This is a genomic window from Pseudomonas sp. R2-37-08W (genome assembly GCF_003851705.1).
In the GTDB taxonomy this organism is placed as follows: Bacteria; Pseudomonadota; Gammaproteobacteria; order Pseudomonadales; family Pseudomonadaceae; genus Aquipseudomonas.
On record NZ_CP027728.1, the window covers coordinates 1,783,296 to 1,804,929 of the forward strand.

Genomic DNA, 21,634 nt, shown 5'->3' on the forward strand with positions numbered 1-21,634 from the left:
TGCCTAAGGATCAATCGTCCAGCAACCGGTAGTGCGTGGCTCGCACCACCGCCTGCACGCGGTTCTTGGCGCCCAATTTGTGCATCGCCGACGCCAGGTGCAGGGTGACCACCGCCAGCGAACGGCTCAATTGCGCGGCGATCTCGGCCGCAGTCAAGCCATCGGCGGCCCATTTCAGGCACTCGCGCTCGCGTTTGGTCAGGTGGATATGCGGGTAGGTGCGCAACGCTTTGTTGAATAAAGGGTAAGCCGCCTCCTGTAACGCATGGCTGATCACGCTGAAGTCCGACAAGGTTTGCTGCGCATCCTTCAATACCGTGCTCGCCGTACCGGTGCGCAGGCCGGTCAACGAGGCGAAGCCACCGCGGGGCAGGTGGATCGGTACGCTGACGCCGCAGGTCAGTTGCTGTTCGTGCAGGTAGGACGAAACGGGTGCATGGCAGGGGTCGATGATCGTTTGCAGGGCAGTCTCGGCCTTGGCCTCATAAGACCAGACAAATGGCGACACACTGTTCAAGGCCAAATGTTGCACCGGGTCGATCTGGTAGAACCCCTCGCTGCACCACAAGGCGTGCCAGTCGGTCGGCGTGTTGCGCAGTTGCAGCACCGAGGGCGTGATCAGCGCACCGTTGAGGTCGATGGGCACCGGCGTGTAGTCGTACACCAGCGCATCGAAGCCCAGCTGTTGGGCAAGGATAAACGTATTGTCCATCTGCTCGTCCAGGCTCCTGCCCGGCATCAGACGACTATTGAAGGCAGTTAGCTTGGCCAGCATCCGTTCTGCTCCCGAATTCATTTGAATCTCCACTTGCTGCAAGTAGAATGCCACGCCCCGGCGAAGGACTGCCAGGCCAAACCTATAAGAAACGCTAGGTTATGGACGCGCGGCATCCTCGGTAGTGTTGACGTGATAAACGGCCACTACCTGCCAGGCCGATACAACACAAGGAATGTATGCATGTGGCGTGAAATAGCCCCCGACCAGCGGTACAACGTGCAAGTCGACGGCCATAATCTCGTGGTCTACAGCTTTGGCGACGGCGATGAGGTGCTGCTGTGCCTCAACGGCGGCCCGGGCCTGCCGTGTGACTATTTGCGCGACGCCCATGGCTGGCTCAAAGAACATAACCTGCGAGTGGTTGCATTCGACCAGCTTGGCACCGGCGCATCAGCCAGACCGAACGACGTTTCCCTGTGGGAAATCCGCCGTTATGTCGAAGAAGTTGAAACCGTCCGCCAGGCCCTGGACCTGGGCCGTGTGCACTTGCTCGGGCATTCCTGGGGCGGTTGGCTGGGCATCGAGTACGCCATTCATTATCCCGATGCGCTGAAAAGTCTGATCCTCGAAAACACCGTCGGCGATATTCCGCACCTGTCCCAGGAGCTTGAGCGCCTGCGCGGCGCCCTCGGCAGTGAAACCGTAGCCATGATGCAGCGTCATGAAGCCATGGGCACCCTCGACCACCCGCAATATCAAGCCGCGATCACCTTGCTCAACTACCGCCACGTCTGCCGTCTGGATGAATGGCCGGAGCCGGTCAAACGCTCCCTCGGCGACTGGAACATGGGGCCCTACGAAACCATGCAAGGGCCCAACGAATTCCTGTATGTCGGCAACCTCAAGGACTGGAACCGCATCGCCGAAATGGCCGACTTGCGCATGCCGATGCTGATCACCACCGGCCAGCACGACGAACTCACCCCGGCCTGTGCCATGCGCATGAAAATGGCGGCCCGGCACGCCGAATTGCACGTATTTCCCAACAGCAGCCATATGCCGTTCTACGAAGAACCCCAGGCGTATTTTCCGGTGCTGCTGGACTTTCTCGCCCGCCACCGAGGCTGACGGATGAACCTGGCCCGCTACCGTTTTGTGTTGTCCCGGCCCCTGCAGTTGTTGCCGGTGCTGTTGGGCATCAGTTTGATCACCTTCGTGCTGGTGCGCTCGATCCCGGGCGATCCGGCGCGTGCGCTGCTGGGCTCGCGCAGCACGCCGGACGCGTTGCTGAAGATCCGCGCCCAGTACGGCCTCGATGAGCCGTTGTGGCTGCAATACTTCTATTTCCTGAAGAACCTGCTCAAGGGCGACCTCGGCCAATCGCTGCTGTACAAGGTCGACGCCCTCAAGCTGATCGTCACCCGCATCGAGCCGACCCTGGTGCTGGTGCTCGGCAGCGTGGTGCTGGCGCTGTTGATCGCGGTGCCGCTGGCGACACTGGCGGCGCGCAATAAAGGCGGCTGGCCCGACACCCTGATTCGCGTGTTCACCACGGTCGGCCTGGGCATGCCGGCGTTCTGGCTGGGCCTGATGCTGATCCTGTTGCTGAGCGTGCAATGGGGCCTGTTTCCGGTGTCCGGTTATGGCCGCACCTGGCTGGACAAGGCCCACCATATGCTGCTGCCGTGTCTGACCATTGCGCTGGCGCTGTCGGCGGTGCTGGTGCGTAATCTGCGCGCCAGCATGTTGGTGGAGCTGCAGGCCGACCATGTCACCGCTGCACGGGCGCGGGGGCTGTCTGAAACCGCTGTGTTCCGCCGCCATGTCGTGCCCAACTCCCTGGTGCCGGCGGTTAACCTGCTGGCAGTGAATATCGGTTGGCTGATCAGCGGCACGGTGGTCATCGAAAGCCTGTTCGCCATTCCCGGCATCGGCCAGTTGCTGGTGCGCGGTATTTTTACCCGCGATTACATGGTGGTGCAGGGCGTGGCGATGGTGCTGGCCTGTGCGACGGTGGTGGTCAACTTCGTCGCCGACGTGGTGACGGTGGCCCTCGACCCACGGGTGAAGATGCAATGAACAGCCGCCCATTGGTCGCCCCCTGGCGCCTGCGCCTGGGTTTTGGCAACGGTCGCCTGACTGCCGCGTGGGGCCTGTTGATACTGTTTGCATGGTTGACCCTGGCGCTGTTCGCGCCGTGGATCGCCCCCTACGACCCCATCGCGCAGAACACCGAGATGAGTCTGCTCGCGCCCGGCATTGCGCACCCGTTCGGCACGGACAACTACGGCCGCGACATCCTTTCACGGGTGATATGGGGCGCGCGCATCGACCTGCAACTGGCGATTGTCGGGGTGATCTTTCCGTTCATGATCGGCACCTTCGTCGGCGCGGTGTCCGGCTATATCGGCGGGCGCTTCGACAGTGTGTGCATGCGCGTGATCGATGTGGTGCTGGCGTTTCCGTTCCTGGTGCTGATGCTGGCGATCATGGCCATTCTCGGGCCTGGGCTGCAGAGCTTTTACATCGCCATGGCGCTGGTGGGCTGGGTGTCGTATGCGCGGTTGATCCGCTCGCAGATCCTGGTGCTCAAGGAAAGCGAGTTCGCCCTGGCCGCCAAGAGCCTGGGGTTTGGCCATGGGCGCATCCTGTTCCGGCATTTGCTGCCCAATGCGCTGTTCGGCTCGATTGTGTTTTCCATGTCCGACGCGGTGCTGGTGCTGCTCAACGGTGCGGCCGTGAGCTACCTGGGCCTGGGCGTGCAACCGCCGACCGCCGAATGGGGGACGATGGTCGCCGAAGGCCAGGCCTTCATCACCACCGCCTGGTGGATCTGCACCTTTCCAGGGTTGGCCATCGTGACCCTGGCCATGGGCTTCAGCCTGCTGGCCGATGGTGTGGCGCAAGTGTTGGGGGCTCGTTCATGAGCCTGCTGCAGGTGCGCGACCTCAGTGTGATCGCCAATAACGCCGGGCGCGAGCTGTGCCTGGTCGACCGCGTGTCCTTTGACCTGGCCGAAGGCGAGATCCTGGGGTTGGTCGGTGAAAGCGGTTCGGGCAAGACCCTGGCGTGCCGCGCGCTGATGCGCCTGTTGCCGTCGCCCAACCTGCGCGTACAAGGCGGCGCAGTGCAACTGGCCGGCCAGGACCTGTTGCGCCTGGATGAAGCCGGCATGCGCACCGTCCGGGGCGGGCAGTTGGGCATGATTTTCCAGAACCCCAGCAGTCACCTGGACCCGTTGATGCGTATCGGCGAACAGATCGCCGAGGGCATCCGCCTGCATCAGGGCGCCTCGAAAAAAGACGCGCGCCTGCAGGCCATCGACGTGCTGCGCCAAGTGGGTATCCCAGACCCACAGGCGCGGGTCGACAACTATCCCCATGAATTTTCCGGCGGCATGCGCCAGCGCGCGATGATTGCGGTAGCCCTGGGGTGCAACCCGAAGGTGCTGATCGCGGACGAACCCACCACCGCCCTCGATGTGACGGTGCAGGCGCAAATCCTGCGGCTGTTGCTCGACCTTCGCGACAAGCGTGGCCTGTCGATCATCATGATCACCCATGACCTCGGCGTAGTGGCGCAAAGCTGCGACTCCATCGCGGTGATGTACGCCGGGCGCCTGTGCGAACACGGCAGCAAATATGAACTGCTCGCCCATCCTCGGCATCCGTACACCGCCGGGCTGATCGATTGCCAGCCGGCCCACAGCAGCGGTCATGCATTGCTGCGCACTATCCCTGGCCAGCCACCGCTGCTCGATGCATTGCCTGACGGCTGCCGTTTCAACCCCCGCTGTCCGCAGGTCGGCCCGCTGTGTACGACGCTGTTGCCGGAAGGCGCACGGCTGGCGTGTCACTATCCCCTCGGAGAACGCCCATGAGTCTGCTGCAGATCAAGGACCTGGAGGTGCGCTTTGCCGCGTCCGGCACTGGCCTGTTCGGGTTGAACAAGCAGTGGGTGAGGGCGGTGAACGGGGTTTCACTGAACCTGGCGGCCGGTGAAACCCTCGGGCTGGTGGGCGAGTCCGGCAGCGGTAAAAGCACGTTGGGACGGGCGATCTTGCACCTGAACCCGATCATCGCCGGGCAGGTGTTGTTTGACGGTGTCGACATGGCCCAGGGCAGCGCCATCGATATTGCGCGGTTGCGCCAGGAAACCGCGATGATTTTCCAGGACCCTTACGCCGCCCTGAACCCGCGCCACACCCTCGGCGAAACCCTCGCCGAAGTGTTGCGGGTGCAGCGCAAGGTCGCCCCGGAAAACATCCGCGCCCGGGTCGATGAGCTGCTCGAGCTGGTCGGCCTGCGGCCCGAATTGGCGTCGCGCAAGCCAGGCTCCCTCAGTGGCGGCCAGTGCCAGCGCGTAGGGATCGCACGGGCGCTGGCGGTGGAGCCGCGCTTGATCATTGCCGACGAATGCGTGGCGGCGCTGGACGTGTCGATCCAGGGCCAGATCATCAACTTGCTGCTGCAATTGCAACAGCGCATGAACCTGGCGATCCTGTTCATCGCCCATGACCTGGCCATCGTGCGGCGCCTGTGCGACCGCGTGGCGGTGATGTACCTGGGCAAGATCGTCGAGGAGGGGCCGGTGGAAGCGGTGTTCACTGCACCGCGTCACCCGTATACGGCGGCGTTGATCGAAGCGATTCCGCAGATTGACCCGCATCGCCCGTTACCGGCGCAGCCGCTGCCCGGCGAACCACCCAGCCCACTGAACCTGCCCACCGGTTGCGCGTTTCACCCGCGTTGCCGGTATGCCCGCGCCATGTGTTCCGTGATGTTGCCGCCCACCCACTCGCTGCATGAGCATCGATACAGTTGCGTGCTTGAACACCCCTTTGATCCTTCCTGCCCATCATGAACAAGGAGTTATGACATGCAATCGCGCCATTTGAAATTGCTCGCCGCCGCCACGCTGACCGCCTGGTCCCTCACTGCCGGCCTGGCCCAGGCCGCCGGCGTCCTGACCATCGGCTGCCGTGAAGACAGCACCACCTTTGACCCGATCAAAAGCGCGCAGAACCGCGATACCTGGGTGTTCGCCAACGTCTACGACACCCTGGTGCGCGTGGATAACCTGGGCACCAAAATGGAACCGGGCCTGGCGCAAAGCTGGGAGATTTCCAAGGACGGCCTGACCTACACCTTTAAACTGCGCGACGCGAAGTTTTCCGACGGTTCGCCGATCACCGCCAGCGATGCGGCGTTCAGCCTGTTGCGCATCCGCGATAATAAGGCGTCGCTGTGGAGTGACCCGTTCAGCCTGATCGACACCGCCAAGGCCAGCGATCCGAAGACGCTGGTGGTCACCCTGAAAACCCCGGCGGTGGCGTTTCTCTCGCAACTGGCCTCGCCAACGGTGTCGATCCTGTCGGAAAAAGCCATGACGGCGATGGGCGAAGACGCCTACTCGGAAAACCCGGTGACCTCCGGCGCGTTCACCGTGGACGAATGGCGCAAGGGCGACCGCGTGATCCTGAAGAAGAACCCGAACTTCTGGCAGGCCAGTAAGGTCAGCCTGGACGGCGTGGAATGGGTGTCGGTCACCGACGACAACACACGCATGCGCATGGTGCAGAACAACGAACTGGACACGGCGATCTTCGTACCCTTCTCCCGTGTCGAGGAGCTGAAGAAAGACCCGAACGTGGTGATCCACGCCGACCCGTCCACCCGCGAAGATCACCTGCTGATCAACCACGCGCACGGCCTGCTGGCCAAGCCGCAGGTGCGTGAAGCGCTGGACATGGCCATCGACAAACAATCGTTGGTAAAGACCGCCACTTACGGTCAAGGCACCGTGGCGTATTCCTACATCCCCAAAGGCTCGCTGTATCACTACGCCAATAACCTGCAGCGCCCGTATGACCCGACGGCGGCCAAAAAGCTGCTGGCAGAGGCAGGCGCCACGGACTTGAAGTTGAACTATGTGGTCAACGCCGGCAATGAAGCTGACGAGCAGATCGCAGTGATCATCAAGGACCAGTTGGCCAAGGTCGGCATCACCGCCAACCTGCAGAAGGTCGACCCGACCCAGAGCTGGCAGATGCTGGTGGACGGTGAGTACGATATTTCGGTGATGTACTGGACCAACGACATCCTCGACCCGGACCAGAAGACCACCTTCGTGCTGGGCCACGACACCAACCAGAACTACATGACCCGCTACCAGAACGACAAGGTCAAGGCGCTGGTGGCACAAGCGCGCATCGAGGCCGACCCGGCCAAGCGTGAGCAGATGTATGTGGAATTGCAGAAACTGGCGAAGCAGGATGTGAACTGGATCGATCTGTATTACAGCCCGTATATCAACATCTCACGCAAGAATGTGAGCAACTTCCTGCAGAACCCGTTGGGGCGCTTCACCCTTGAGGAAGTGGTGAAAAACTGACAAGCGCTGCAATACCAATGTGGGAGGGGGCTTGCTCCCGATAGCGGTGGATCAGCCAATTAATCTGTTGGCTGGCACTCCGCTATCGGGAGCAAGCCCCCTCCCACATTTTGTTCCACTTATGTCTTGTGTCAGGGGTTATTGCGCATCAAACGCCTGCCCATTGATGCCCGCACTGTCCGGCCCCATCAAATACAGGTACACCGGCATGATCTCTTCCGGCGCCGGCCTTTCCATCGGGTTTTCCCCTGGGTACGCCTGGGCCCGCATGCTGGTGCGCGTACCGCCCGGGTTGATGCTGTTGGCGCGCACGGCGGCCACATCCTCCAGCTCATCGGCCAGGGTTTGCATCAAGCCTTCGGTTGCGAACTTCGACACACCGTAGGCGCCCCAATACGCCCGGCCCTTGCGCCCGACGCTGCTGGAGGTGAACACCACCGACGCATCCTGGGACAGTTTGAGCAGCGGCAGCAAGGTGCTGGTCAGCATGAACATCGCGTTGACGTTCACGTGCATCACCCGCATGAAATTCTCGCCGGACAACTGTTCGATCGGTGTGCGCGGGCCGATGATCGAGGCGTTGTGCAGCAGGCCGTCGAGGCGGCCAAATTCCCTTTCGATCATCGCCGCCAGCTCATCGTATTGATGGGGCAGGGCAGTCTCCAGGTTGAACGGGATCACCACCGGCTGCGGCTGGCCCGCCGCTTCGATCTCGTCATACACCTGAGCCAGGTTGGCTTCGGTCTTGCCCAGCAGCAGCACCGTGGCGCCGTGGGCCGCGTAGGTTTTCGCCGCAGCGGCGCCGATCCCACGGCCGGCACCGGTGACCAGGATGATGCGGCCTTTGAGCAGTTCCGGAGGTGCAGCGTAATCAAACATAAATAGCCTCGACAAAATTCAGTATGTGGCCAAAATCCAAACAGTACACAAATCCAAATGTGGGAGGGGGCTTGCTCCCGATAGCAGAGTGTCAGTCACTGCATTTATTGGCTGATCCACTGCTATCGGGAGCAAGCCCCCTCCCACATTGGATCTTCATCGGTCAGTAAGAGCGGTGAGTTATCAGCAACTGCACAGCGCGTTATCCAGCACCTTGCGCAGCTCCAGCGGGTGGTCCACCACCACATCCGCGCCCCAGTGACGGGGGTTGTCATCCGGGTGAATGTAGCCATAGGTCACCGCCGCCGTGCGCGTACCGGCATCACGGCCGGACTCTATGTCACGCAGGTCATCGCCGACGAAAAGCACGCTGGCCGGGTCCAGGTTGAGCAGCTTGCAGGCCAGGAGCATCGGTTCCGGGTCCGGCTTGCTGTTTTTCACGTGGTCCGGGCAGATCAGTACGGCCGAGCGTTCGGCCAGGCCCAGTCGCTGCATGATCGGCTCGGCAAAGCGCACCGGCTTGTTAGTGACCACGCCCCAGATCAGCTTGGCCTTCTCGATGTCTTCCAGCAGTTCGGCCATACCGTCGAACAGTTTGCTGTGCACCGCGCAGTCTTTGAGGTAGCGCTCGAGGAATTCCTGGCGCAGTGCTTCAAAGCCTGGCGACTCCGGGTCCATCGAGAAGGTCACGGCGACCATGGCCCGCGCGCCACCGGAGATTTCATCGCGGATGTGCTGCGGATTGACCGGCGCCAGGCCACGCTCGGCGCGCATGGCCTGGCAGATGGCGATAAAGTCCGGCGCGGTGTCCAGCAGGGTACCGTCCATGTCGAAGAGAACCGCTCGCAACTTCACAGGCTTACTCCTCGCGCAGGGTCTGGATCATGTAGTTGACGTCAACGTCGCTGGCCAGCTTGTAGTGCTTGGTCAGTGGGTTGTAGGTCAGGCCGATGATGTCTTTTACGCTGAGGCCGGCCTGACGGCTCCAGGCCCCCAGCTCGGACGGGCGGATGAATTTCTTGAAGTCATGGGTGCCGCGCGGCAGCAGCTTCATGATGTATTCGGCGCCGATGATCGCGAACAGATAAGCCTTGGGATTGCGGTTGATGGTGGAAAAAAACACCTGGCCGCCGGGCTTGACCATGCGGAAACAGGCGCGGATCACCGAAGACGGGTCCGGCACGTGCTCGAGCATTTCCAGGCAGGTGACCACGTCGAACTGCTCAGGCATTTCCTCGGCCAGGGCTTCGGCGGTGATCTGGCGGTACTCCACGCTCACGCCGGATTCCAGCTGATGCAACTGGGCCACGGCCAGCGGCGCTTCGCCCATGTCGATGCCCATCACGGTAGCGCCACGCTGGGCCATGGCTTCGCTGAGGATGCCGCCGCCGCAACCCACATCCAGCACCTTTTTGCCGGCCAGGTTGACGCGTTCGTCAATCCAGTTGACCCGCAGTGGGTTGATGTCGTGCAGGGGCTTGAACTCGCTCTCACGGTCCCACCAGCGGTGGGCCAGGGCTTCGAATTTGGCGATTTCGGCGTGGTCGACGTTGCTCATGGTGAATCCTCTGAATCTGATAAATCGGTTTATTCGCTGTGCCCGCTGATGCGCTGGCCCCAGGCAATGGCCGTGGCGGTCAACTGTGCTTCATCCATGCGGGTCAATCGTCGGTCGTCGAGCAACTGCTTGCCGGCGACCCAAAGGTGTTTCACGCAATCGCGACCGGTGGCATAGATAAGCTGTGAGACCGGATCGTAGATCGGTTGTTGCGCCAGCCCCGAAAGGTCGAAGGCGACTATATCTGCGGCCTTGCCGACTTCCAGCGAGCCGATCTGGCTGTCCAGGCCCATCGCCCGCGCGCCATTGAGGGTCGCCATACGCAGCGCGCGATGGGCGTCCAGCGCGGTCGCCGAACCAGCGACAGCCTTGGCCAGCATGGCGGCGGTGCGGGTTTCGCCCAACAGGTCGAGGTCGTTGTTGCTGGCGGCGCCGTCAGTGCCTATAGCCACATTGACGCCAGCCTGCCACAGGCGTTCAACCGGACAGAAGCCGCTGGCCAGTTTCAGGTTCGATTCCGGGCAATGAATGACGCTGGTGTTGCTTTCTACCAGCAAAGCCAGGTCATCCTCGCTGATTTGGGTCATATGAACGGCCTGGAAGCGCGGGCCCAGCAAGCCGAGGCGACCCAGGCGGGCCAATGGCCGCTCTCCGGTCTGTTCCACGGCCTGCTGCACTTCGAAGGCGGTTTCGTGCACATGCATATGAATCGCGGCGTCCAGCTCTTCGGCGATCACCCGGATTTTCTCCAAGTTGTCATCGTTGACGGTGTAAGGCGCGTGGGGGCCGAACGTGATCTTGATGCGGGGATGGTGCTTGAGGTCGCCGAACAGCTCGATACCCTGGCGCATTGCCTCATCGGCGCTGCTGGCGCCGGGAATCGGGAAATCCAGGATCGGAATGGCGATCTGTGCGCGCATACCGCTGTTGTGCACGCAGTCGCTGGCGACCTTGGGGTAAAAATACATATCCGAGAAGCAGGTGATGCCGCCTTTGAGTTGCTCGGCGATGGCCAGGTTGGTGCCATCGCGGACGAAGGCTTCATCGACCCACTTGGCCTCGGCGGGCCAGATGTGTTTCTCCAGCCAGGTCATCAACGGCAGGTCATCGGCCAAGCCGCGAAACAGGCTCATGGCCGCATGCCCGTGGGCGTTGATCAGGCCCGGGCTGAGCAGCATGCCGGGCAGCTCGCGCACCTCGCTGGCCTCAAGCTTGAGCGCCGCCGCCCGCGGCCCGATAAACACGATGCAGCCGTCACGAATACCCAGGCCATGCTCCTTGAGCACCACGCCAGCGGGTTCGACGGGGACCAGCCAGGTCGGCAGGAGCAATAAGTCGAGCGGGGCGGCAGTGGGCGTCATCGCAGGCTTCTTCCTGGGCAGCTATAAAAGAAGGGCGAAGTATACCCGAGCGTCCTGGCTGGCGGATCGCTATAATCGGCGGCTTTTGTTCATGAGTACGGGGAAAGGGATGCGCGACCGACTGTTGGCTGCAGAGAAGGTGAAGGCCATCGATTGGCGTGATGGCGTGCTGCACCTGCTCGATCAGCGTGCGCTGCCGGCCCGGGAATGCTGGGTGGCGTGCTCGACCGTCGGCGAAGTGGCCGCCGCCATTCGTTCGATGGTGGTGCGCGGCGCCTCGGCCATCGGCATCAGCGCAGCCTACGGGCTGGTGCTGGCTGCTCGCGAGCGCATGGCCGAAGGCGGCGACTGGCAGGCGGCCTGGGAAGAAGACTACGCACTGCTGGCCGATACCCGACCCACTGCATCGAACCTGTTCTGGGCGCTGAAGTGCATGCGCGACCGCCTCGACCGCCTCAAGCAGCACGCCGACCCATTGGCGGTGCTGGAAGCCGAAGCCATCGCCATCCATGAAAGCGACCGCGAGGCCAATGTGGTCATGGCCCAATTGGGTATGGAGCGGATTCGCAAGCACCAGGGCAACGCCCAGGCGATCCTCACCCATGGCAATGCCGGCGCATTGGCTTCGGGCGGTGTCGGCACGGCCCTCGGGGTGATTCGTGCGGCGTTCCTGGAGGGGCTGGTCGAGCAGGTCTATGCCAACGAAACCCGTCCCTGGCTGCAAGGCTCGCGCCTGACGGCGTGGGAGTTGGCGGGCGAGGGTATCCCGGTGACGGTCAATGCCGACTCCGCCGGGGCGCATATCCTCAAAACCAAAGGCGTGACCTGGGTGGTCGTTGGCGCTGACTGCATCGCGGCCAATGGTGATGTGATCGGCAAGATCGGCACCTATCAGTTGGCCGTGTGCGCCATGCACCACGGCGTGCGCTTTATGGTGGTGGCGTCGAGCTCGACCCTCGACCTGATGATGGCCACTGGCGATGACGTGGCCCTGGAAGAGCGTGATGTGGCTGAGCTGCTGGAGGTGAATGGCCAGCGGCTGGAGGTGCAGGCCTTCAATCCGGTTTTTGACGTCACCCCGGCCGACCTGATTGATGTGATCGTCACCGAGAAAGGGGTGGTGGAGCGGCCGGATGCGGCGAAGCTGGCCAGGTTGATGTGCCGTAAGCGGCTGCATTGAGGGTGGTGGTGTTTGTTGAAGAGCAATCGGGAGCAAGCCCCCTCCCACATTTGATTTGTGAACACAGTCAAAATGTGGGAGGGGGCTTGCTCCCGATTGGCCCTAAAAGTCAATAAAACTTCCGGATCCGCCCCCCAAAAAACAGCACCACCCCATCTCTGAGCCCCTCTCGTCCTCCTCAAGCCTGTCATTCAACAAATTACTAGCCTCCATGCGCATCAGGGGGATAGGTGCGTGGCGGCGATTGTGATAACATCCGGCGGTTTCCAGGGCCGCCCCGAGGGGTTGCCCATAACGTGCAGATCCGTGTCATAACTCGTTGATTTGTCGTAAGTCGTTGTCAGGCACCGTGCCGGCAGCGGCGAGCTTCGTTCGTCCCATCTGGATGTGACGAAGTTTCACCCGAAAAAGGAATCAGGCTTCTCATGGGCGAACTGGCCAAAGAAATCCTCCCGGTCAATATCGAAGACGAGCTGAAACAGTCCTACCTCGACTACGCGATGAGCGTAATTGTCGGTCGGGCACTGCCTGATGCGCGCGATGGCTTGAAGCCCGTGCACCGGCGTGTGCTGTTCGCGATGAGCGAGCTGGGTAACGACTGGAACAAGCCGTACAAGAAATCTGCCCGTGTTGTCGGTGACGTGATCGGTAAGTATCACCCTCACGGCGACACTGCGGTGTACGACACCATCGTTCGGATGGCCCAGCCGTTTTCCCTGCGCTACCTGCTGGTAGACGGCCAGGGCAACTTCGGTTCGGTCGACGGCGACAACGCCGCAGCCATGCGATACACCGAAGTGCGCATGACCAAGCTGGCGCACGAGCTGCTGGCCGACCTGCATAAAGAAACCGTGGACTGGGTGCCGAACTACGACGGCACCGAAATGATCCCGGCCGTGATGCCCACCCGTATTCCCAACCTGCTGGTCAACGGTTCCAGCGGTATCGCCGTGGGCATGGCGACCAACATCCCGCCGCACAACCTCGGTGAAGTGATCGACGGTTGCCTGGCCCTCATCGACAACCCCGAGCTGACCATCGATGAGCTGATGCAATACATCCCCGGCCCGGACTTCCCGACCGCCGCTATCATTAACGGTCGCGCCGGCATCATCGAAGCCTACCGCACCGGCCGTGGCCGCATTTACATGCGCGCCCGCTCGATGATCGAAGACATCGACAAGGTCGGTGGCCGTCAGCAGATCGTCATCACCGAACTTCCGTACCAGCTGAACAAGGCGCGCCTGATCGAAAAGATCGCCGAGCTGGTTAAAGAGAAGAAGCTCGAAGGCATCACCGAGCTGCGCGACGAGTCCGACAAAGACGGTATGCGCGTGGTGATCGAGCTGCGTCGTGGCGAAGTGCCTGAGGTGATCCTCAACAACCTCTACGCTCAGACCCAGCTGCAAAGCGTGTTTGGTATCAACGTTGTTGCGCTGATCGATGGCCGCCCGCGCATCCTGAACCTCAAGGACTTGCTGGAAGCCTTCGTGCGTCACCGCCGCGAAGTGGTCACCCGCCGTACCGTGTTCGAACTGCGCAAGGCCCGCGAGCGCGGCCACATCCTGGAAGGCCAGGCGGTTGCGCTGTCGAACATCGACCCGGTGATCGCCCTGATCAAGGCCTCGCCAACCCCGTCGGAAGCCAAGGAAGCGCTGATCAGCACGCCGTGGGAATCCAGCGCTGTGGTCGCGATGGTTGAACGCGCCGGCGCCGACTCGTGCCGTCCGGAAACCCTGGATCCGCAATACGGCCTGCGCGAAGGCAAGTACTTCCTGTCGCCGGAACAGGCCCAGGCCATCCTGGAACTGCGCCTGCACCGTCTGACCGGTCTGGAGCACGAGAAGCTGCTGGCCGAGTACCAGGAAATCCTCAACCAGATCGGCGAGTTGATCCGCATCCTCAACAGCGCCGTGCGCCTGATGGAAGTGATCCGCGAAGAACTCGAAGTGATCCGCGCCGAATACGGCGACGTGCGCCGTACCGAAATCCTTGATGCGCGCCTCGACCTGACCCTGGGTGACATGATCCCGGAAGAAGAGCGCGTGGTGACCATCTCCCACGGCGGCTATGCCAAGACTCAGCCATTGGCGGCCTACCAGGCCCAGCGTCGTGGCGGTAAAGGTAAATCGGCTACCGGCGTGAAGGATGAGGACTACATCGCTCACCTGCTGGTTGCCAACAGCCACACCACGCTGCTGCTGTTCTCCAGCAAGGGCAAGGTGTACTGGCTGAAAACCTACGAAATCCCTGAAGCCTCCCGCGCTGCCCGTGGTCGCCCACTGGTCAACCTGCTGCCGCTGGACAGTGATGAGTACATCACCACCATGCTGCCGGTCGATGAATACACCGAGGGTCACTTCATCTTCATGGCCACCGCCAAAGGCACCGTGAAGAAGACCCCGCTGGAATCCTTCAGCCGTCAACGCAGCGTGGGCCTGATCGCCCTGGAGCTGGATGAAGGCGACGTGCTGATTTCGGCGGCCATCACCGACGGCGAGCGCGAAGTCATGCTGTTCTCCGACGGCGGCAAGGTCACGCGCTTCAAGGAATCCGACGTTCGCGCCATGGGCCGTACTGCCCGTGGTGTGCGCGGCATGCGCCTGCCGGAAGGGCAGAAGCTGATTTCCATGCTGATCCCGGAAGAAGGCAGCCAGATCCTTACCGCGTCCGAGCGTGGCTACGGCAAGCGCACCGCCATCAGCGAGTTCCCGGAGTACAAGCGTGGCGGCCAGGGCGTGATCGCCATGGTCAGCAACGACCGCAACGGTCGTCTGGTCGGCGCGGTGCAGGTGCTCGACGGCGAGGAAATCATGCTGATTTCCGACCAGGGCACCCTGGTACGTACCCGCGTGGCAGAAGTCTCGAGCCTGGGCCGTAACACCCAGGGCGTGACCTTGATCAAGCTGGCCAAGGACGAAAAACTGGTCGGCCTGGAACGTGTGCAGGAGCCTTCGGAAGTTGAAGATGACGAGCTCGAAGGGGAAGGTTTTGAGGGCGAGGTGATCGCAACCGGCGATGACAACGTCGACGAGCCAACCCTCGATGCAGCCGCAGACGAAGAAGAACCGCAGGAATAAGCGGACACACAGGGGGCGGATGAAGATTCGCCCCCTTGTTGTTTGTCCGGATGGAAATATCGACAGCGATGAAAATCCAACTGTGGGAGGGGGCTTGCTCCCGATTGCGGAGTGTCACCGGCACATAAGCTGACTGACCCACCGCTTTCGCGAGCAAGCCCGCTCCCACACGGGATCCGGTGTCGGCTGATATGTTTGCGTGACTACCACCAGACCAGAGTGAGATTGGATGTGAGCAAGAGAGCCTATAACTTCTGTGCCGGTCCCGCGGCGCTTCCTGAAGCAGTCCTGCAGCGCGCGCAGGCTGAACTCCTCGACTGGCATGGAAAAGGCCTCTCCGTGATGGAAATGAGCCATCGCAGCGATGAGTTCGTGTCCATCGCCACCAAGGCCGAGCAGGATCTGCGCGACTTGCTGAACATCCCCTCCCACTACAAAGTGCTGTTCCTGCAAGGCGGCGCGAGCCAGCAGTTCGCCCAGATCCCGCTGAACCTGCTGCCGGAAGACGGCACGGCGGACTATATCGACACCGGTATCTGGGGGCAGAAGGCCATTGAAGAGGCCTCCCGCTACGGTCATGTCAACGTGGCAGGCACCGCCAAGCCATATGACTACTTCGCCATTCCGGGTCAGAACGAATGGAAACTGTCGAAGGACGCGGCCTACGTGCACTACGTCGCCAACGAAACCATCGGTGGCCTGGAATTCGACTGGGTGCCGCAGGTGGGCGACGTTCCACTGGTGTGCGACATGTCTTCGGACATCCTCTCGCGCCCGATCGATGTGTCCAAGTACGGCATGATCTACGCCGGCGCGCAGAAAAACATCGGCCCGAGCGGCATCCTGGTCAACATCATCCGTGAAGACCTGCTGGGTCGCGCCCGCTCGCTGTGCCCGACCATGCTCAACTACAAGGTCGCGGCCGATAACGGCTCGATGTACAACACTCCGCCGGCGTTCGCCTGGTACCTGTCCGGCCTGGTGTTTGAATGGCTCAAGGAGCAGGGCGGCGTGGCGGCCATGGGTAAGCTCAACGAAGTGAAGAAGCGCACCCTGTACGACTTCATCGACGCCAGCGGCCTGTACAGCAACCCGATCAACCTCAGCGACCGCTCGTGGATGAACGTGCCGTTCCGCCTGGCTGACGACCGCCTGGACAAGCCATTCCTGGCCGGCGCCGAAGCGCGTGGCCTGTTGAACCTCAAGGGCCACCGTTCGGTCGGCGGCATGCGCGCCTCCATCTATAACGCTGTCGACATCCACGCGATCAACGCGCTGGTTGCCTACATGGCAGAGTTTGAAAAGGAACACGGCTAATGTCTGAGCAAGAACTCAAGGCCCTGCGTGTACGCATCGACAGCCTGGACGAGAAAGTCCTCGAGCTGATCAGTGAGCGCGCACGCTGCGCCCAGGAAGTGGCGCGGGTGAAAATGGCGTCCCTGGCAGAAGGCGAAGTGCCGGTGTTCTACCGGCCCGAGCGAGAAGCCCAGGTGCTCAAACGCGTGATGGAACGCAACCAAGGCCCGCTGGGCAACGAAGAAATGGCGCGGTTGTTCCGTGAAATCATGTCCTCGTGCCTGGCCCTCGAGCAGCCGCTGAAAGTGGCGTACCTCGGCCCGGAAGGCACCTTCACCCAGGCGGCGGCCATGAAACATTTCGGCCATGCCGTGATCAGCAAGCCGATGGCGGCGATCGACGAAGTGTTCCGCGAAGTGGCAGCCGGTGCGGTGAATTTTGGCGTGGTGCCGGTGGAAAACTCCACCGAAGGCGCGGTCAACCACACGCTGGACAGCTTCCTGGAACACGACATGGTGATCTGCGGTGAGGTCGAGCTGCGTATCCACCATCACCTGTTGGTGGGCGAGAACACCAAGACCGACAGCATCAGCCGGATCTATTCCCACGCCCAGTCCCTGGCCCAGTGCCGCAAGTGGCTGGATGCGCATTACCCGAATGTCGAGCGCGTGGCGGTCTCCAGCAATGCCGAGGCGGCAAAGCGGGTCAAGGGCGAATGGAACTCGGCGGCGATTGCCGGCGATATGGCGGCAGGCCTGTATGGCTTGACGCGCCTGGCCGAGAAAATCGAGGACCGCCCGGACAACTCCACGCGTTTCCTGATGATCGGTAGCCAGGAAGTGCCGCCCACGGGCGATGACAAGACGTCGATCATCGTCTCCATGAGCAACAAGCCCGGCGCACTGCATGAGCTGCTGGTGCCGTTCCACGACAACGGCATCGACCTGACGCGCATCGAGACGCGTCCTTCGCGCAGCGGTAAATGGACCTACGTGTTCTTCATCGACTTCATCGGGCATCACCGCGACCCACTGGTCAAAGGCGTGCTGGAGAAAATCAGCCAGGAGGCCGTGGCACTCAAGGTGCTGGGCTCTTACCCGAAAGCGGTTTTGTGAGGCTTTAACATGAGTGGCAACTTCCTCGCCCTGGCGCAGCCGGGCGTGCAACAACTGTCGCCTTACGTTCCGGGCAAGCCTGTGGACGAGCTGGCGCGTGAGTTGAATCTGGACCCGTCCAGGATCGTCAAGCTGGCGAGTAACGAAAACCCGCTGGGCCCGAGCCCCAAGGTGCTGGCGGCGATTCGTGAAGAGCTGGCTGAGCTGACCCGTTACCCCGACGGCAACGGCTTTGCCCTCAAGTCGCTGCTGGCGCAAAAATGCCGGGTCGAGCTGAATCAGGTGACCTTGGGCAACGGTTCCAACGACATCCTCGAGCTGGTCGGTCGCGCCTATCTGGCGCCGGGCCTGAATGCGGTGTTCAGTGAGCATGCCTTTGCGGTCTACCCGATCGTGACCCAGGCCGTAGGCGCGGATGCCCGCGTTATACCGGCAAAAGACTGGGGCCATGACCTGCCGGCGATGCTGGCGGCCATCGATGCCCAGACCCGCGTGGTGTTCATCGCCAACCCGAACAACCCCACCGGCACCTGGTTCGACGCACAGGCGCTGGAGCACTTCCTGCAAGGCGTGCCCGAGCACGTGCTGGTGGTGCTGGACGAGGCTTACATCGAGTACGCCGAAGGCGGCGACCTGCCGGATGGCCTGGACTTCCTGGCGGCCTACCCGAACCTGCTGGTGTCGCGCACGTTCTCCAAGGCCTATGGCCTGGCCTCGCTGCGGGTCGGCTACGGCTTGTCCACGGCGGTGGTTGCCGATGTGCTGAACCGCGTGCGCCAGCCGTTCAACGTCAACAGTCTCGCCCTGGCGGCGGCCTGTGCGGCGATCAAGGATGCCGACTATCTGGCAGAAAGCCGTCGCCTCAACGAAAGCGGCATGCAGCAATTGCAGGCAGGTTTCCGCGAGCTGGGCCTGGGCTGGATTGCGTCCAAGGGCAACTTCATCTGTGTCGACCTCGGCCAGGTAGCCGCCCCGGTCTTCCAGGGGTTGCTGCGCGAAGGCGTGATCGTGCGCCCGGTGGCCAATTACGGCATGCCGAATCACCTGCGTGTCACCATCGGGTTACCGGCTGAGAACAGCCGCTTCCTGGAGGCGTTGGCCAAGGTTCTGGCCCGTGGTTGATGTCACTGCATTGCAACCTGCTGTGCCTATGATCGGTCGCCTGGTGGTGGTTGGTCTTGGGTTGATCGGGGGTTCCTTCGCCAAAGGCCTGCGTGAGAGCGGCCTGTGCGGCGAAGTGGTCGGCGTGGACCTGGACCCGCAATCGCGCCAGTTGGCGGTAGAACTGGGGGTGGTAGACCGTTGTGAGGCGGACCTGGCCGTCGCGTGCCATGGCGCCGACGTGATCCAGCTGGCGGTGCCGATCCTGGCCATGGAAAAGCTCTTGGAGATTTTGGCCAGCCTGGACCTGGGCAGCGCGATTCTCACGGATGTCGGCAGTGCCAAGGGCAATGTGGTGCGCGCGGCGCAACTGGCGTTTGGTGAAATGCCGCCGCGCTTCGTGCCGGGCCATCCGATTGCCGGTTCCGAGCAGAGCGGGGTGGAAGCGTCTAATGCACAGCTGTTTCGTCGGCACAAAGTGATCCTGACCCCGCTTGCGCAGACCGATCCTGCGGCCTTGGCCGTGGTGGATCGTCTGTGGCGCGAGCTGGGGGCGGACGTGGAGCATATGCAGGTTGAACGCCACGACGAAGTGCTCGCTGCTACCAGTCATCTGCCCCATCTGCTGGCGTTTGGCCTGGTGGATTCGTTGGCCAAGCGCAACGAAAATCTGGAGATTTTCCGCTATGCCGCCGGAGGTTTTCGCGACTTCACGCGGATTGCCGGCAGCGATCCGGTGATGTGGCACGACATCTTCCTCGCCAATCGCGAAGCGGTGTTGCGCACCCTGGACACCTTCCGCAGCGACCTGGATGCTTTGCGCGATGCGGTGGATGCGGGCGATGGTCACCAATTACTGGGCGTGTTCACCCGTGCGCGGGTGGCGCGTGAGCACTTCAGCAAGATCCTGGCGCGCCGGGCCTATATGGAAACTGCTGTGGACGCCGACGAACTGACGTTCATCGCCAGCCCCGGTGGCCGCTTGAGCGGGCGCATTCGGGTGCCGGGAGACAAGTCGATTTCCCATCGGTCGATCATGCTGGGCTCACTGGCCGACGGCGTGACCGAAGTTGAAGGCTTCCTGGAGGGCGAGGATGCCCTGGCGACGTTGCAGGCGTTTCGCGACATGGGTGTGGTGATTGAAGGGCCCCACCATGGGCGGGTGACGATTCATGGCGTGGGTTTGCACGGCTTGAAACCGGCGCCAGGGCCGATTTACCTGGGTAACTCCGGAACGTCCATGCGCCTGTTGTCCGGGTTGTTGGCGGCGCAGCGCTTCGACAGCGTGCTGACGGGCGATGCGTCGCTGTCCAAGCGCCCGATGAGTCGGGTGGCTGAGCCATTGCGCGAAATGGGCGCAGTGATCGAGACCGGGCCGCAAGGGCGTCCGCCGCTGACCATTCGCGGCGGTCAGGGGCTGAAAGGCTTGAATTATGTACTACCGATGGCCAGCGCCCAGGTGAAATCCTGCCTGTTGTTGGCCGGGCTGTATGCCGAAGGTAAAACCTGCGTGACCGAGCCTGCACCGACCCGCGACCACACCGAGCGCATGTTGCGCGGTTTTGGCTATCCGGTGGGTGTGGAGGGCGCGACGGCGTCGGTTGAATCCGGGCATGCGTTGACCGCGACCCATATAGAAGTGCCGGGAGACATTTCATCTTCGGCATTTTTCCTGGTCGCGGCCACGATTGCCGAGGGTTCCGAGTTGTTGCTGGAGCATGTCGGTATCAACCCGACCCGCACCGGGGTGATCGATATCCTGCGCCTGATGGGTGCGGACATCACCTTGGAAAACCCGCGTGAAGTAGGCGGTGAGCCGGTCGCCGACCTGCGTGTACGCGCGGCTGTACTCAAGGGTATCGAGATTCCCGAAGCGCTGGTGCCGCTGGCGATCGACGAGTTTCCCGTGCTGTTCGTTGCCGCCGCCTGCGCGCAGGGGCGAACCGTACTGCGCGGCGCCGAGGAGTTGCGGGTGAAGGAGTCCGACCGTATCCAGGTCATGGCCGACGGTCTGTTGGCGCTGGGTGTGAAGTGTGAACCGACGCCTGATGGGATTATCATCGACGGCGGCCCGATAGACGGTGGCGACGTGCATGCCCATGGCGATCATCGGATTGCCATGGCGTTCAGCGTCGCGTCCTTGCGAGCGGCGGCGCCGATTCGTATCCGTGACTGCGCCAACGTCGCTACATCTTTTCCGAATTTTCTTACACTGTGTGCCCACGTCGGCATGCGTGTTGCCCAAGAGGCTCAATTGTGAATATCAAAGCACCGGTGATTACTATCGACGGGCCAAGCGGCTCGGGCAAAGGCACGATCGCCGGCATCCTGGCCAAGCGCCTGGGCTGGTGCCTGCTGGATTCCGGCGCGCTGTATCGCCTGCTGGCGTTCGCTGCGCGTAACCATGGTGTCGACCTGACCAACGAAGAGTTGTTGACGAAAATTGCCGCCCATCTGGACGTGCAGTTCATCGCGGCGACCGACGGTCAATTGCAGCGCATCATTCTGGAAGGTGATGAAGTCAGTGACGTGATTCGCACCGAGAGTATCGGCGCCGGCGCGTCCCAGGTGGCGGCTCTGCCGGCGGTTCGCGAGGCTTTGCTGCAACGCCAGCGCGCGTTTCAGGAGCCGCCGGGCCTGGTGGCCGACGGCCGCGACATGGGCACCGTGGTGTTTCCCGAGGCGCCTTTGAAGATTTTCCTGACCGCCAGCGCCGAGGAGCGTGCCCGTCGCCGCTACTTGCAGTTGAAGGGCAAAGTCGATGGTGTTAGTCTGTCGAGTCTGCTAGATGAGATCCGTGCACGCGATGAGCGTGATACCCAGCGTGCGGTAGCCCCGCTCAAGCCGGCGGCTGACGCCATACAGCTGGATTCCACGGAGTTGTCCATCGAGCAGGTGCTGGAACGCATCATGAGCGAAATCGCCATTCGCGATATCGTCGGGTGACCAAGAA

18 protein-coding genes are annotated in these 21,634 nt (G+C 62.2%); 13 read left to right on the plus strand and 5 right to left on the minus strand.

What is annotated here, in order from left to right; all coding sequences use genetic code 11:
- Window positions 1-10: 10 nt before the first annotated feature.
- A complete protein-coding gene (locus C4J93_RS08275) occupies window positions 11-775 on the minus strand; it encodes a LuxR family transcriptional regulator (RefSeq protein WP_124370070.1) in 765 nt (254 codons plus the stop codon).
- Window positions 776-958: 183 nt separating this feature from the next.
- Between C4J93_RS08275 and C4J93_RS08280 the strand changes: the two genes are divergently transcribed.
- The 6 genes from C4J93_RS08280 to C4J93_RS08305 are packed head-to-tail and all read left to right on the plus strand — an operon-like array spanning window position 959 to window position 7,111.
- Window positions 959-1,846: a proline iminopeptidase-family hydrolase gene (locus C4J93_RS08280; RefSeq protein ID WP_124429053.1), complete on the plus strand. Its 888-nt coding sequence runs from the start codon at window positions 959-961 to the stop codon at window positions 1,844-1,846.
- A 3-nt stretch (window positions 1,847-1,849) separates the two neighbouring features.
- Entirely contained in the window at window positions 1,850-2,797 is a 948-nt protein-coding gene (locus tag C4J93_RS08285; RefSeq protein ID WP_124429054.1) for an ABC transporter permease, read from the plus strand.
- The gene (locus C4J93_RS08290; protein WP_124409339.1) at window positions 2,794-3,645 is read left to right on the plus strand and encodes an ABC transporter permease; all 852 of its coding nucleotides are present in this window, start codon (window positions 2,794-2,796) and stop codon (window positions 3,643-3,645) included. Before C4J93_RS08285 ends, C4J93_RS08290 begins: the two co-directional genes overlap by 4 nt.
- Complete coding sequence (locus tag C4J93_RS08295) at window positions 3,642-4,598, plus strand: ABC transporter ATP-binding protein (RefSeq protein WP_124429055.1); 957 nt, start codon at window positions 3,642-3,644, stop codon at window positions 4,596-4,598. Before C4J93_RS08290 ends, C4J93_RS08295 begins: the two co-directional genes overlap by 4 nt.
- Window positions 4,595-5,581, plus strand: a complete 987-nt coding sequence (locus tag C4J93_RS08300; RefSeq protein ID WP_124429056.1) for an ABC transporter ATP-binding protein — start codon at window positions 4,595-4,597, stop codon at window positions 5,579-5,581. The genes C4J93_RS08295 and C4J93_RS08300 overlap by 4 nt, the downstream gene beginning before the upstream one ends.
- Window positions 5,582-5,596: 15 nt before the next feature.
- A complete protein-coding gene (locus C4J93_RS08305) occupies window positions 5,597-7,111 on the plus strand; it encodes an ABC transporter substrate-binding protein (protein WP_124429057.1) in 1,515 nt (504 codons plus the stop codon).
- Between the two features lie 138 nt (window positions 7,112-7,249).
- Here C4J93_RS08305 and C4J93_RS08310 read toward each other — a convergent pair whose 3' ends face one another.
- The 4 genes from C4J93_RS08310 to C4J93_RS08325 form a co-directional block, all read right to left on the minus strand.
- A complete protein-coding gene (locus C4J93_RS08310; protein ID WP_124366321.1) occupies window positions 7,250-7,990 on the minus strand; it encodes a YciK family oxidoreductase in 741 nt (246 codons plus the stop codon).
- A 183-nt stretch (window positions 7,991-8,173) separates the two neighbouring features.
- The gene (mupP, locus tag C4J93_RS08315; RefSeq protein WP_124361852.1) at window positions 8,174-8,845 is read right to left on the minus strand and encodes an N-acetylmuramic acid 6-phosphate phosphatase MupP; all 672 of its coding nucleotides are present in this window, start codon (window positions 8,843-8,845) and stop codon (window positions 8,174-8,176) included.
- A 4-nt stretch (window positions 8,846-8,849) separates the two neighbouring features.
- Window positions 8,850-9,548: a bifunctional 2-polyprenyl-6-hydroxyphenol methylase/3-demethylubiquinol 3-O-methyltransferase UbiG gene (gene ubiG, locus C4J93_RS08320; RefSeq protein ID WP_124361853.1), complete on the minus strand. Its 699-nt coding sequence runs from the start codon at window positions 9,546-9,548 to the stop codon at window positions 8,850-8,852.
- Window positions 9,549-9,577: 29 nt separating this feature from the next.
- Window positions 9,578-10,909: a TRZ/ATZ family hydrolase gene (locus C4J93_RS08325; RefSeq protein ID WP_124370076.1), complete on the minus strand. Its 1,332-nt coding sequence runs from the start codon at window positions 10,907-10,909 to the stop codon at window positions 9,578-9,580.
- 109 nt (window positions 10,910-11,018) lie between these two features.
- Here C4J93_RS08325 and mtnA point away from each other — a divergent pair, with 109 nt between their 5' ends.
- The 7 genes from mtnA to cmk all read left to right on the plus strand — a co-directional run bounded on the left by mtnA (window position 11,019) and on the right by cmk (window position 21,627).
- The gene (gene mtnA, locus C4J93_RS08330) at window positions 11,019-12,089 is read left to right on the plus strand and encodes an S-methyl-5-thioribose-1-phosphate isomerase (protein WP_124429058.1); all 1,071 of its coding nucleotides are present in this window, start codon (window positions 11,019-11,021) and stop codon (window positions 12,087-12,089) included.
- Between the two features lie 425 nt (window positions 12,090-12,514).
- On the plus strand, window positions 12,515-15,169 hold the full coding sequence (gene gyrA, locus C4J93_RS08335) for a DNA gyrase subunit A (protein ID WP_124370078.1): 2,655 nt from the start codon (window positions 12,515-12,517) through the stop codon (window positions 15,167-15,169).
- A 231-nt stretch (window positions 15,170-15,400) separates the two neighbouring features.
- Complete coding sequence (gene serC, locus C4J93_RS08340; RefSeq protein ID WP_124429059.1) at window positions 15,401-16,486, plus strand: 3-phosphoserine/phosphohydroxythreonine transaminase; 1,086 nt, start codon at window positions 15,401-15,403, stop codon at window positions 16,484-16,486.
- The gene (gene pheA, locus C4J93_RS08345) at window positions 16,486-17,580 is read left to right on the plus strand and encodes a prephenate dehydratase (protein WP_094952927.1); all 1,095 of its coding nucleotides are present in this window, start codon (window positions 16,486-16,488) and stop codon (window positions 17,578-17,580) included. Before serC ends, pheA begins: the two co-directional genes overlap by 1 nt.
- A 9-nt stretch (window positions 17,581-17,589) precedes the next feature.
- The gene (hisC, locus tag C4J93_RS08350; RefSeq protein WP_124429060.1) at window positions 17,590-18,702 is read left to right on the plus strand and encodes a histidinol-phosphate transaminase; all 1,113 of its coding nucleotides are present in this window, start codon (window positions 17,590-17,592) and stop codon (window positions 18,700-18,702) included.
- A gap of 28 nt (window positions 18,703-18,730) precedes the next feature.
- Window positions 18,731-20,941, plus strand: a complete 2,211-nt coding sequence (locus tag C4J93_RS08355) for a bifunctional prephenate dehydrogenase/3-phosphoshikimate 1-carboxyvinyltransferase (RefSeq protein WP_256660185.1) — start codon at window positions 18,731-18,733, stop codon at window positions 20,939-20,941.
- Complete coding sequence (gene cmk, locus C4J93_RS08360) at window positions 20,938-21,627, plus strand: (d)CMP kinase (protein WP_124403470.1); 690 nt, start codon at window positions 20,938-20,940, stop codon at window positions 21,625-21,627. The genes C4J93_RS08355 and cmk overlap by 4 nt, the downstream gene beginning before the upstream one ends.
- The last annotated feature ends 7 nt before the right edge of the window (window positions 21,628-21,634 follow it).

Excerpts from the sequence above, each read along its gene's own strand:
- C4J93_RS08290 (WP_124409339.1), top strand. The coding sequence starts at position 2,794 with ATGAACAGCCGCCCATTGGTCGCCCCCTGGCGCCTGCGCCTGGGTTTT.
- C4J93_RS08295 (WP_124429055.1), top strand. The coding sequence starts at position 3,642 with ATGAGCCTGCTGCAGGTGCGCGACCTCAGTGTGATCGCCAATAACGCC.
- C4J93_RS08310 (WP_124366321.1), bottom strand. The coding sequence starts at position 7,990 with ATGTTTGATTACGCTGCACCTCCGGAACTGCTCAAAGGCCGCATCATC.
- C4J93_RS08285 (WP_124429054.1), top strand. The coding sequence starts at position 1,850 with ATGAACCTGGCCCGCTACCGTTTTGTGTTGTCCCGGCCCCTGCAGTTG.
- hisC (WP_124429060.1), top strand. The coding sequence starts at position 17,590 with ATGAGTGGCAACTTCCTCGCCCTGGCGCAGCCGGGCGTGCAACAACTG.
- C4J93_RS08280 (WP_124429053.1), top strand. The coding sequence starts at position 959 with ATGTGGCGTGAAATAGCCCCCGACCAGCGGTACAACGTGCAAGTCGAC.
- gyrA (WP_124370078.1), top strand. The coding sequence starts at position 12,515 with ATGGGCGAACTGGCCAAAGAAATCCTCCCGGTCAATATCGAAGACGAG.
- C4J93_RS08355 (WP_256660185.1), top strand. The coding sequence starts at position 18,731 with ATGATCGGTCGCCTGGTGGTGGTTGGTCTTGGGTTGATCGGGGGTTCC.
- ubiG (WP_124361853.1), bottom strand. The coding sequence starts at position 9,548 with ATGAGCAACGTCGACCACGCCGAAATCGCCAAATTCGAAGCCCTGGCC.
- C4J93_RS08300 (WP_124429056.1), top strand. The coding sequence starts at position 4,595 with ATGAGTCTGCTGCAGATCAAGGACCTGGAGGTGCGCTTTGCCGCGTCC.
- C4J93_RS08325 (WP_124370076.1), bottom strand. The coding sequence starts at position 10,909 with ATGACGCCCACTGCCGCCCCGCTCGACTTATTGCTCCTGCCGACCTGG.
- C4J93_RS08275 (WP_124370070.1), bottom strand. The coding sequence starts at position 775 with ATGCTGGCCAAGCTAACTGCCTTCAATAGTCGTCTGATGCCGGGCAGG.
- mtnA (WP_124429058.1), top strand. The coding sequence starts at position 11,019 with ATGCGCGACCGACTGTTGGCTGCAGAGAAGGTGAAGGCCATCGATTGG.
- pheA (WP_094952927.1), top strand. The coding sequence starts at position 16,486 with ATGTCTGAGCAAGAACTCAAGGCCCTGCGTGTACGCATCGACAGCCTG.
- C4J93_RS08305 (WP_124429057.1), top strand. The coding sequence starts at position 5,597 with ATGCAATCGCGCCATTTGAAATTGCTCGCCGCCGCCACGCTGACCGCC.